We start from the raw sequence: 12076 nt of genomic DNA, 5'->3' as shown, positions 1-12076 counted from the left end.
ACCATTGGGTGTCTGTTGTTTTTAGACTCCCACTCGTGTCCACAGCTATAGCCACACCGATGCGTGTAGGGCTTTCTGGTCGGGAACGGTGGGGGGCGTATTCGGTATGTCAGTGAATAGCAAATCCTTGCGATGACGTACTTAGACAGCGTTCTGCGTGGGTTCGATTTTTCTCATAAGTGGCTTGATTGTTTAAAGTGAATTAATTAACCAGTACCTATTCAGAATCTTCATGTGAGACATGAAGCCGATGCCGGGTAATCTTTTGACGGACAAAAAAATAAATAAAACGGTGCGTTAATTGTCTCGTTCTAGTTGTATGACAGAAAGAATACAGGCGAGGGGAGTGTCGGAGGATATGAGTCCGGGTGGGGCCCGGACTCGGAGGGTGCATATTCGATCAGGCGGATTGTGCCAGCCAGGCCAGTTGTGGTCCGTCGGGAACGATTCGTGTCGGGTTGATGTGGTTGTGGGAGTAGTAGTAATGCAGTTTGATGTGTTCCATGTCGATGGTGCGCCGCACGTCTTCGCGTCGGGTCAACCGGCACAGATAGTCGTACAGTGCCGGGTAGTCTTGCAGCGGGCGCAGATTGGCCTTGAAATGCAGGCAATACACTGCCTCGAAACGAATCAGCGTGGGTAACAGGAACAGGTCGGATAATGTCAGTCGGTCGCCGAACAGGTAGCGTTGATCAGCGAGACGCGTTTCCAGTTCGTCCATGGCGTCGAAGAACACCGTAAACGCCTCGCTGTAACTCTGCTGGTCGCTGGCAAACCCCATGTTGTACACCATGCGATTGACGTGCGTGTGCAACCAGTCGTTGAGGCTCGCGATTTTGTCGCCCAGGTCGTCGGGCACCAGTTCGATGGGCGTCTTCGCCAGCGGCAGCAACCGGGTCGCCATCTGCCAGGCGAGGTCTGCGGAATCGTTATGGACGATCCGCTTCTGGTGTTTGTCCCACAGCACGGGCACCGATTGATTACCGGTGAACCCGGGTCGGGAATGTTCATACAGCGTGGAGAGCAAGGACACTTCTTCGTGCAGAGGGTCCGGGTCCACGTTGTCGAACTCCCAACCCTGGTCATGACGGCGTGCGGCAACCGACGAGACGTCCAGTACACCCTCAAGCCCCAGTACGCTCAGGACCAGATAGGCACGGTGCGAAAATGGGCAAGCCTGCGAGATATACAGATGGTAACGGTCGGTTTCAGCCACGAGCTCGGAGAGAAACAGCTGATCGTTGAGGGTGTTGTTCACCGCTTTGGTCATGTTACCTCCCTTGCGAACCAACCATTTTCAGGCGAGGTCGTTCGCCCAATTCGTTGATTGCCTGGTCGATCTCGTGACGCGCTTGTTTGAGACCTTTGGCCAGGCTTTCTTCACCCATGCCCAGGCCTTCGGCGTAGACGTATTTGATCTGGGTCAGGCCAATGAAACCGAGGATCTGCGACAGCCACAGGGCCAGGGTGTCCGGGCCATTGCTGTAGATGCCGCCGCTGGCGGTCAGGACGTACACCGGCTTGCTGTCGATCAGGCCGACAGGAACGGTTTTGTTGTACGTGAAGGTCACGCCGGAGATGACCAGTTGATCGATGTAGGCGTGGATCAGCGAAGGCGCACCGAAGTTGTAGCGCGGCAGGCCGATGACGATGCGGTCGGCTTCGTTGATTTCTTCGATCAGTTCGTTCGAGAGGCTCAGGGCTTGGCGCCCTTCATCGTCGCTCGGCTCGCGGCCATACAGCGCAGCCATGGTGTTGGCGTTGAGGTGGGCAATCGGCGTTTTGCCGATGTCGCGAACGACGATGGAGGATTCAGGAATGACTTCTTTGAGCTGGTCCAGGAAGTAGTCCACCAGTTGCCCGGAAAAACCACCATCGTGTTTGATCGACGAACGTATCACCAGTATTTTTTGACTCATGGCTTTCTCTCTCTCAGGAAATGCAGCGGCTGTTTGAGAGTAAGTTTTGAACAATCGGAGAGGCAGGAATAGCGCATAAATTCAGGTTCACCCACCCATGGCAGTCATGTATTTCTCAAGGCCCTTTTTACAGGAGCTTTGTCGGCGTTTTGGGGGGGGGAGTTGATGCGGCTCAAGCGTTGGAGGAGGGCTGGAAAGCCCCGGGAGCGGGGCTTTCGAGGTTACCACTGATGTTTTAGGCGGAACTTGCTTAATTGCGCTGAAGCGATTTTAGTACGGGTTTGATCGCTGTTTATTTTCCAAGCGGCTGCTTGAGTAAATATCAGGTTTCGGCCGCTTCTTACAACTTCGGCCTCAATAACTACTTCGCTGTGCAGGGGCGTGGCTGACATCAACATGCTATTGAAACTGTTGGTCAGCGCATATTCATCTGGCCCTAGCAGCGGCAGTGTGGCAAGCATGCTCACCACATCCAGCATCGAGTAAATGACCCCGCCGTGGAGCGTTTGGCTGAGGTTGTCGATGGCCTCGCTGACCACCAGTCGACATTGGCAGAACCCCTCTCGTTGTTCCACCAGCCGCAAACCGCAGTAGCGCTGGTAGGCGTGTTCCAGCAACGCGCTGGAATGGGCGGCGGCGTGTTCGCTGATTTGGCGCATGTCCCTGCTCCTATAAAGATCGTCCGATGATGTCCAGCATGATTTCGTGGGTGCCGCCGCCGATGGCCAGCAGGCGCGCGTCGCGATGGATCCGCTCCACCAGGGCCGGTTCGATGCAGCCGTGGGCACCGTGCACTTGCACCGCGCCACGAGCGATTTTCTCCAGCACGGCGACCGACTGGTTCTTGGCGATGGCTACCCGGTGTGGATCGAGGTTGCCGTCGGCCATCCAGTTCACTGCCGACTCGACATAGTGTTGCGCCACCGCGAGTTCCGCGTGGTACTCGGCCAGTCGTTGGCGGATCACCGATTTGTCGAAGAGCGGTTTGCCCCCCATCTGACGCTGCTTGCACCAGTCGATACTGGCTTGCAGCGCCATGTCGGCGGAGGTTACGGCCATCACCGCAAGATTCAGGCGTTCCTGCAGCAGGCTGTTTTGCAAGATGCGCCCGACCCCGGAGCCTTGAGTGAGACGTACCACCGGGGTGTTCGTAAAATGCAGGTCGGTCAAAGGCAGGCACCGCCAACCGAGGCACCGCTGCGGGGTGTGCATGATGCCTGGGGCATGGCCTTCGGCGAGAAACAGCGCCAGACCGTCCGGAGAGTGCGCGATCAATAACAGCCAGTCTGCCCGTTCACCGTTGCAGACGAAGGCCTTGGTGCCGGTCAGCCGGTATTGCCCGTTTTCGAGTACGGCACGACAGTTCATGCCGCGCAGGTCCGAGCCGGCCTGGGGTTCGGTCAACGCCAGGGAAATACTGCATTCACCGCTCAACACCGCGGGCACCACACTGCTCGCAAGCTCAGGCGCACACCGTTGCAGCGCCTTGAGGCTGACAAAGTGTGAGGCCAGGCCCATGGTGATGCCCTGCGCGCCACTGCGAGTCAGCTCCTGCACCAGGATGGCCAAGGCGCGTGGATCATCGGGCAGTTGGTTCTGGTTCTGACCCAGTGCCAACAGGCCGGCAAGGCCTGCGCGCCGGTGCAGTGCCGGCGGGTAGGTGCCCAGGGTTTCCCACTCGGCGACATGGGGCGTGATGTGCTCCGCAACAAAGTGTGCAACCCGCTTGCGAAAAAGTTCGCTCATGGCAATTCCCTCAAAAAACCGTGGTCAGGGCCAGGTCCTGGAAGCGGTTGACGATGGGGGAGATGCGCGTCGGTGTCATGGCTCGGTCTTCTTCGAAGTAATACAGATCCGTCATGTCGCTCATCACCTTGAGCATCGACCGTGAGCGCTCCGCGGCGCGAATCTCGTAGCGTTGCAGTGCGCTGTCGAGGTTGTCGTCGCAATGGCCGATCAGCGCCTGGGCCAGCATGAAGCCGTTCTCAAGACCCAGGGTCAGGCCATAGCCGAGGGTCGGCAGCATCGCGTGGATACTGTCGCCGAGCATCACCACCCGTGAACGTTGCCAGGCGCCGTCGCCGGTCAGGGCTGTCATCTTGTGGGTGAGAATCTCCGACTCCTCGGTGGCGGCGATCATCCGTACCACCTCGCTCGGCAGCTCGGCGAACAGCTTCAGCAAGCCGGCCCGATCATGCAGGGGCTGGTGATGATGCTGATACGCGGCGAACCAGTAGCGATAGTTACTGTGGGCATCCAGCGGGTATGTCACCACGCGCGAGAAGGCCGAGGTGAAGATCTGGCAGCGATCGGATTTGAGCAGGTCCGAACCGAAATCCACCATGCCGCGGCTGGCCACCAGACCGGTGTCGTAAGGCGCAAGGTTCGGGTTGATGAATTCGCGCACGGTGGAACCGACGCCGTCGGCGCCGATCACCAGGTCGAAGTCTTCCTCACTGTTGTCGCTGAAGCTCACCCGGGTCTTTTGTCCCAGATCCTGCAAGCGGTTGCAGCCCATCTGAAAGCGCACGGCGCCGTCGCCCAGTTCCTGCAACAGCAGGCGGAACAGCTCGGTACGCCGGAACATCATTGCCGGTGCGGGGATCCCCAGCCCGCTCGGTCGCACCGGCTGGCTGTGGATCAACTGGCCTTCGCGTGAGTAGGTGTCGAGGAACTCGATCGCCTTGCCCTGCTCCAGGAACTCGCGGCTATTGAACAGAAAGCGCAGCACTTGCACGCCTTGGGGCCAGACGTAGATCCCGGTACCTGAGTCCCGAGGACCCAGGCTGCGTTCATACACCGTACAGGACAGCCCGAAGCGTTTGAGCATCAGCGCACAGGCGAGGCCATTGAGGCCTGCGCCAATGATCGCGATTTTCATGCAGCGACTCCTCGTATCCTCTGCGGGTTGACGGTGGCTTGCATCTTGTAGCGACGCTGCAACAGGCAGAGGCTGGTCAGCTCCATCAGCATCGGATCGAGCAGGCCTTGTTCCAGTGGCGTCAGGCCTGGCAGACGATCGAGCAACTGACGGACTTTTGCCGCATCGAAGAACGGCAGGTTGTCCAGCTCGCTGCCGTGCAGCACGTCCTGCACCAGTTGATACAGACGACCTTGCTGCTGCAGCGTGGCCGGTGGTGCACGGAAGTAATGCTTCTTGCGCTCATACAAGGCTTGCGGCAGGTAAGGGCGCATGGCTTCGCGGAAGATGAACTTCTCGGTCGAGCCACGGACTTTCATCCAGACCGGCATCTTGCAGGCCAGCTCGACCACGTGGTGATCGAGCAGCGGTACGCGACCTTCGATGCTGTTGGCCATTTCCATGCGATCGCCCAGGGTGGTCAGCACGAAGTTTGGCAGGTACGACTTGGCCCAGAGGTACATCGATTTATGCACCGGGTCGCGACCTTCGAGCTGGCTGTGATCGAGGCGGTCGAAGAACTGGCGATACGGGTCGATCCCGCTGAAGTGATTACGGAAGTCACTGCTGTACAGGCTTTCCAGCGCCTTGAACCAGCCGGCCTGGTTGTCCAGCCAGGACACACCGTGGTTGAGCTGATTGATCATCCAGTGAATGTCATCCGGCATCTCGGAACGGGTGTAGCCCTGTTCGCTTTTCTGGATGCGCTGGCGCAGCTTGCTGATGACCTGCGGGTCCTGGCGTTCGACGTTGTACAGCAGCATGTCACGACGGAAGTGCGGGTAACCGGCGAACACTTCATCGGCGCCCTCACCGGTGAGCACGACTTTCATGCCGGCCTTGCGCACTTCCTGGCTGAGGATGTACTTGGCCACGCCGTGGGCATTGAAGAAGGGTGTTTCGTTGTGCCACAGCGCCTGTTCGAAATTGTCCGCCAGGTCATCCTGGGTAATTTCGATAGTGTGGAAGCGTGCGCCGTTGTGCTCGGCGGCCAGGCGGGCGAAACGGTTTTCGTCGTAGTCTTCCATGTCGGTGAACGACAGGTTGAACGCATCCAGGGGTTTGCCTGTCAGCTGCGTGGCGAGCCCGAGCATCGCCGAGGAATCGATGCCGCCGCTCAGGTAGACACCGATTGGCACGTCGGCACGCAGGCGCAGGCGCACCGATTCTTCGACGGCCGAGCGAATCGCTTCGATCATGCCCTGCTCGTCGGTAGGGTCTGGCGCATCCTTGCGGGCGAACTCCATGTCCCAGTAACGGCCGCTCTGCATGCCGCCGTTATCCACCAGCACCCAGGAACCGGGTTTGACGCTGCGCACGCCCTTGAACAGGGTATGGTCGCGCAGGTAGAACGCGCGGCTCGCGTAAGCATCTTCATCCCACTCGCAAGGCACGCCGGCCGCGAGGATGGCTTTGACTTCCGAGGCGAAATACCAAGTGCCTTCGTGTTGGGTGTAGAACAGCGGCTTGATGCCCAGACGATCACGCACCGCCAGTATCAGGCGACGTTGGCGGTCGAACAGCACGAACGCGAACTCGCCGCGCAGGTGCTTCAAGCCGGCCATGCCGTAGCGACGGTACAGGTGCAAGGCGATTTCGCTGTCGGATTCGGTCTTGAATACGCAGCCTTCGGCTTCCAGTTCCAGGCGAATACGCTCATGGTCATAGAGTTCGCCGTTGACTACGATCACGAGGTCGCCTTCGTCGGCAACGATAGGTTGTGCGCCATTGTCCAGACCGATGATGCTCAAGCGCGTATGGCCCAGGGCCGCACGACCCGCCGGATCGTGCCATACACTGCTTTCGTCCGGACCGCGATGGTTGATGCTCTTAAGGGCGTCGGCCATGGCCTGTTCGGACATGGCTCCTGGAGCGGCTTGATACATACCGATAAAACCACACATAAAAATTTTTCCTTGAGAACATCAATAATGTTGGCGACGTTTCACTGCGTTTGCTCCGTGCCCGTGGACCGAGTGTTCACGCAGGGTCCGGGGCGATGTTTCAGAGGGCCCAATCAGGTTTGCGATTGTTGAAAAACGCATTCAGGCCGGCCTGTCCTTCGGAGGAGGTGCGCACCTTGGCGATCAGGCGAAGGTTGTCGGGCTGCTCCTCAAGCAGACCGTCGTGTTTGCCCAGTCGGCGCAGCATGGTTTTTATTTCGCGGCAGGCTTGCGGCCCGCCTTTGTGGATATGCCCAAGCCACTGATCGCGACTGCTGTGGAGTGCCGAGGTCGCGGTCTGTCGATGCACCAGGCCGAGGTGCACGGCGCTGGCGGTATCGAAAATCTCGGCCGACAGCATGTAGTGCCGGGCCTGGCGCATACCGATGGCGCGTACCACATAGGGGCTGATCAATGCGGGGACCAACCCCAGGCGGGCCTCGCTGAACGAGAACCGCGCATCGCTGCTGGCCAGCACATAGTCGGCGCAGCTGATCAAGCCCAGGGCGCCGCCGAACACCGAGCCCTTGGCCAGGGCGAGCACCGGAACCGGGAACTCGTCGAGCCGCTGTAGCACGATGGCCAGGCGTTCCGCATCGTCCAGGTTTTGCGCGTGACGGAACTCCAGGCTGCGGCGCATCCAGTGCAGGTCTGCGCCGGTGCAAAAGTGCGTTCCCTCCCCATCGAGCACCAGGGCCCGAAGGTCATCCTGGCTGGCCAGCAGCTCGAGATGCTCGGCCAGTTGCAGCAACAGTGCTTCGTTCAGCGCGTTGCCTGCATGGGGCCTGTTCAGTGTCAGGCAGGCCACGTCTGGATTGATCCAGCTCAGCAGAACCTCACTCATTACGCGACTCTCAAGGCTTGCTGAGTGTTTTCTTCATACAGCCGGCGATAGCCTTCGGTACCGGCGAAGCGATAGCTGGCGCTGCTGATGCGTGGCGTTTGATAGGTTTCGGCATCGCTTTGTTTGTCGCCATAGAACCAGTCGGTGTACTGCGCGTGTTCCAGCTGTGTGCGGCGCTCGAGCATGTTGGCGTGGAAGTGCTTGCGCGAATGGTTTGCGTAGCCCTTGACCACCGTGCCGGAGAAGAACTCGCCGACACTGCCGGAGCCATAGCTGAACAGGCCGATGTTTTTGCCAGAGAGGTCTTGCGCGTTGTTTTCCAGCAGTGACAACAGTGCGATGTAGAGCGAAGCGGTGTAGCAGTTGCCGATGGCTTTACCGTAGATCTGGCTGTCGGCGTAGCTGCTTTCGCCGAGCGCGGCGGCTGCGGCTGGCTCCAGGGTTTCGAACACCGAAAAGGCTTTCTTGGCCATTTTGGTGAACGGTTGATGGAAGCACAGGTAACTCAAATCGGTGAGCGCCAGGCCACCGTCATTGCGGTAGTTCTCCCAGGAATGCTTGAGCGATTCCATGTAAATATCGATCGACAGCTTGCCGTCGACAAACGCGGTGGAGGCGAAGTTCGGACGCCAGAAATCCATGACGTCCAGGCTGTATTTACCCTCATGCGGGTGAATTTCCAGAATGCGCGGGTCCTTGGCGATGATCATCGCGATAGCCCCGGCGCCTTGGGTGCATTCGCCTTCCGAGTCCTGTTTGTAGCGGGCGATGTCCGAGGCAATCAGCAGGATTTTTTCGTTTGGACGCTGACGCACCAGTGCACAGGCCATTTGCAGGCCGGCGGTCGCGCCGTAGCACGCCTGTTTGAACTCGATGACTCGGCAATCGGCTTTGAGCCCCAGCATCCGGTGCACGAAAAGCCCGGCGGACTTGGACTGGTCGATACCACTCTCGGTTGCCAGGATGACGGTCGAAATGGACGCTCTCAGATCGTCGGTCAGCAGCGGTTGGGTGGCGTTTGCGGCCATGCTGACGATGTCTTCGTCAGGCGCTGGAACCGCCATGAATTCCTGACCGATACCCACCAGGTATTTGTTGGGATCAATGTTATGCCGCACGGCAAGTTCGTGAAGCGGGAAAAAGTGCTCCGGTACATACAACCCAATGTCATCGATGCCGATCTTCATGTTCAATTCCATGATCTTTTATTCCATAGGTGAGGTGTTGGTGTTCTGCAGTGCGGCGTCGATTTATTAAGAAATCAAATGACGACAAATTATTACCGTAATCCTCTCAAGCTGGAAAAGCGAAATATTCAGATCGGATCCAGTACCTCCCTTCATGTTTTTCATTACGCTTATGCATGTGAATGTTTTTTAGGCAGCCTTCAGTCATCATGCGCAGTTTTGGCGCAGGCTTTATTCATATAAAAATCGGTGATTCTGCTGCGCACGGCACCGATGTGGCTGTTTTATGAACAACCGTAGAGGCTGGATGTGACAGAAAAGTTATAAGGTAATGCTTAAGGTATTTGCCGATTTGTCCTTCGGAAAAACAAGGTTTCTGGTTCTGGCAATAGCCCGGGGGAGGAGGACGCTAAAGAAGGGAGTCATTCAGGAGTTGGAGACTTAAATAACAAGGCAATAGACTACGCACCCACTGGAATGACCAGTCAGTGGCAGGGAAGTTGACAGGGGCTGTGTTTTTTAAACTAACCTGTGGCGCTGGTTTGTTTTCTCCAAAATGAACTTCTGCGTGTCGCGCGATAGCGGTGTTTGGAGCGCGAGTCCTATTGTTTTGTTCGCGGCGGGTAACAGTGATAAAGGTAAAGAACGGGTCTGGAAAAGTGAATTAAATTGAGTCAAACCAATCATTGTTTTCATGTGTTCTAAAACGACACGGATCGACAGTGAGCACGCACGAGTCGAGCGCGTCGATTGAGTAGGGCGAGAGGGTTTTTTGTGGTAAAACGCCACGTCGCAGTAGCTCTGATTTTTACCTGATACGGACAAGGAGGTTCGAATGTTTTCCAAGATCAGTCTCGACCAGTGGCAGGCTTTTGTTTCTACGGTTGAGTGTGGCGGTTTCCAGCAGGCTGGCGAGCACATGTTCAAGTCGCAGTCGGCCATCAGCCATTCGGTCAATCGCATGGAAGCCCTGCTGGGTCAGGAACTGTTCCTGATCGAGGGGCGCAGGGCGGTATTGACGCCTCTGGGCCAAGCCCTGCTGCCTCAGGCCAAGCACTTGCTGGGCTCGGCGCAAAAACTTGAGCGACTGGCCAATCAGTACCAGCCGGGGCTGTTTACCGAACACGCGCTGGCGGTCGACATGCTGTTTCCCGCCGATTTGCTGGAGCAGGCGCTGTTCCGGTTTTCCTCCGTCTTGCAAGGGCACCGTATCCGGCTGTACGAAACGGCGTTGTCCGGCGCACGCGAACTGCTGGAAGACGGCAAGGTCGAGCTGGGCATCGCCAGCAGTCTGCCGGCGGGCTATATGCAGGAATTCTTGCTCAACGTCTCGCTGCTGTGCGTCGTGGCGTCCGATCACTCACTGGCCCATTTCAACGGCGAGCTGAGCCTTACCGACATGAAAGACTACCGACAAATCGTGATTCGCGATTCGGGCATGCGCACCTCGCAGAACAGCGGTTGGCTCGGCACGTCGCAGCGCTGGACCGTGAGCAACCTGAGCACCGCGCTGACCTTTGTCGAACGAGGCCTGGGCTTTGCCTGGCTGCCGGAGCACATGGTCAGCGAGAAGCTGGCGGGTGGTCAGTTGCGCACGGTGCCACTGTGTCATCAGCGTGAACGCGAAGTGCCGATGTATATGGGCTTCCCGGAAGAGTACAAGCTCAACCCGGAAGTCCGGCTGATGACCGACATCATTCGCGAGCTGTGCCAGGGCATCAAGAGTGACAAATCCGAGGCCCTGGCACTCTGAAACCGTGACCCACCTGTGGCAAGCGGGCTTTCCTCAGAGTGTCTTGACGTCTTGTTGCGCCAGGTCTGCCGGCAGGAAGTCCTTGTCGGGGTCGTAATCAGGTTTCAGGTACTGCGCCAGACTTTGCAGGTCAGCGGGGCTCAAGGTTCCGGCCGCAAGCTTCAGGCGCAGGCCGCTGAGGATGTAGCTGTAGCGGGCCAGGTTGTATTCGCGTACCGCGTTGTACAGATCACGCTGGGCGGACAGGATGTCGACGATGTTGCGGTTACCCACTTCATAGCCGACTTCCGTCGCGTGTAACGCGCCTTGGCTGGAGATGATAGTCTGGCGCAACGCGCGCACCTGTTCGCGCTCGCTGTTGACCGAACGAAAGGCATTGCGTGAGGCCTCGACCACCTCCCGTTGCAGGCTGGTCTGGTCGTATTCGCTTTCGTCGAAACGGTGATAAGCCTCGCGAACCCGAGAGCTGGTGCGTCCACCGCTGTACAGCGGCAGCTTGAAGTTCAGCAGCACTGAACTCTGTTTCTCATTACCGCCGCGCTGGCCGAAGGCAGGTGGGTTGTCCATCACATCGGCGTCACCCTCGGAATACCCCAATTGCAATCCCAAGGTAGGTAAGTGTTCGGCTTTTTTGCTGCGCAGGTTTTCCTGTGCCGCCTGGGTTCTCAGCTGACTGGCACGCAGGCGCAGGTTTTGCGTCAGCGCCTGGTCAACCCAGGACTGGGCTTCGTTGGGCACCGGTGGTTCGACAGGGAGGGTATGGCGGATGCCGATCAAGGGTGCCTGAGGCTGGCCGGTCAGGCGATTCAGCGCCTGGTAAGCATCGTCGGTCAGGCGCTGGGCATTGATCACGCTGGCATGGGAGCGGTCGTAGCTGGCCTGCGCCGAAAGCACATCGTTCTGGTCCGAGAGGCCGGCGTCGTAGCGTTGCCGGGTCTGGTTCAACTGACGCTCGAAAGCGCGCAGTTCGGCTTTGGTGGCGGCCAGGGTGTCTTCGGCCAGCAGCGTGTCGAAATAGCTCTGGGCGGTCTTGAGTACCAGCCCTTGCTGGACGGTGGAGAAGTCCAGTTGAGCCTGTTCGCTCAGGGCGTGGGCAGACTTGAGGTTGAACCAGTGCGCGGCATCGAACAGCGGCTGGTTCAATGTCACGCGGTACAGGCTGCCGTTGCGTGTGTCGACATCATGCAGGTTGGTCCGGGTGCTGCCGTTCAGGGCTTGCAGGTCTATCTGTGGCAACAGGTCGGCCCGTGCCTGGGGCACGGCTTCGCGGCGGGCGAAGTAGTCTTCCTGAGCGGCGGCTAATTCGCTGTTGTGTTCCACGACCTGGCTGTACACCGACATCAGTGTGCTGCGTGGGGACGTTTCAACGGCGTTGGCCTGGGTGGCGAAGATCAGCAGGGTTATCAAAGACAATCTGAACATGACAGGTACTCTTTTTCGGCCAGCCTGTCCCGCAGAACCCGGTGCGGGTTCTGCGGCAGGTGGCGAGATGAAAACAGTTGGGGGCGGA

10 protein-coding genes are annotated in these 12076 nt (G+C 58.4%); 1 reads left to right on the top strand and 9 read right to left on the bottom strand.

Annotated features, from left to right (window positions below):
- Positions 1–400 precede the first annotated feature (400 nt).
- The 8 genes from QK293_RS10430 to QK293_RS10395 all read right to left on the bottom strand — a co-directional run bounded on the left by QK293_RS10430 (position 401) and on the right by QK293_RS10395 (position 8825).
- The gene (locus QK293_RS10430) at positions 401–1270 is read right to left on the bottom strand and encodes a glutathione S-transferase C-terminal domain-containing protein (RefSeq protein ID WP_282377173.1); all 870 of its coding nucleotides are present in this window, start codon (positions 1268–1270) and stop codon (positions 401–403) included.
- Position 1271: 1 nt separating this feature from the next.
- Positions 1272–1919: an NAD(P)H-dependent oxidoreductase gene (locus QK293_RS10425; RefSeq protein WP_282377171.1), complete on the bottom strand. Its 648-nt coding sequence runs from the start codon at positions 1917–1919 to the stop codon at positions 1272–1274.
- 221 nt (positions 1920–2140) lie between these two features.
- Entirely contained in the window at positions 2141–2578 is a 438-nt protein-coding gene (locus tag QK293_RS10420; RefSeq protein WP_282377170.1) for a PaaI family thioesterase, read from the bottom strand.
- Positions 2579–2588: 10 nt separating this feature from the next.
- Positions 2589–3665, bottom strand: a complete 1077-nt coding sequence (locus QK293_RS10415; RefSeq protein WP_282377169.1) for an acyl-CoA dehydrogenase family protein — start codon at positions 3663–3665, stop codon at positions 2589–2591.
- Positions 3666–3675: 10 nt separating this feature from the next.
- A complete protein-coding gene (locus tag QK293_RS10410; protein WP_282377168.1) occupies positions 3676–4800 on the bottom strand; it encodes an FAD-dependent monooxygenase in 1125 nt (374 codons plus the stop codon).
- Complete coding sequence (gene asnB / locus QK293_RS10405) at positions 4797–6743, bottom strand: asparagine synthase (glutamine-hydrolyzing) (RefSeq protein ID WP_282377167.1); 1947 nt, start codon at positions 6741–6743, stop codon at positions 4797–4799. Before asnB ends, QK293_RS10410 begins: the two co-directional genes overlap by 4 nt.
- Before the next feature lie 100 nt (positions 6744–6843).
- Complete coding sequence (locus tag QK293_RS10400) at positions 6844–7626, bottom strand: enoyl-CoA hydratase-related protein (RefSeq protein ID WP_282377166.1); 783 nt, start codon at positions 7624–7626, stop codon at positions 6844–6846.
- Entirely contained in the window at positions 7626–8825 is a 1200-nt protein-coding gene (locus QK293_RS10395) for a hydroxymethylglutaryl-CoA synthase (protein ID WP_282377165.1), read from the bottom strand. The genes QK293_RS10400 and QK293_RS10395 overlap by 1 nt, the downstream gene beginning before the upstream one ends.
- A gap of 823 nt (positions 8826–9648) precedes the next feature.
- Between QK293_RS10395 and QK293_RS10390 the strand changes: the two genes are divergently transcribed.
- Complete coding sequence (locus tag QK293_RS10390) at positions 9649–10566, top strand: LysR family transcriptional regulator (protein ID WP_282377163.1); 918 nt, start codon at positions 9649–9651, stop codon at positions 10564–10566.
- A 33-nt stretch (positions 10567–10599) separates the two neighbouring features.
- Here the strand turns inward: QK293_RS10390 and QK293_RS10385 are convergent, their stop codons facing one another.
- On the bottom strand, positions 10600–11988 hold the full coding sequence (locus QK293_RS10385; protein WP_282377162.1) for a TolC family outer membrane protein: 1389 nt from the start codon (positions 11986–11988) through the stop codon (positions 10600–10602).
- Positions 11989–12076: the final 88 nt, after the last annotated feature.

The organism is Pseudomonas sp. AL03 (assembly GCF_029960815.1).
GTDB lineage: Bacteria > Pseudomonadota > Gammaproteobacteria > Pseudomonadales > Pseudomonadaceae > Aquipseudomonas.
This window is presented reverse-complemented; position numbering and strand designations above follow the sequence as displayed.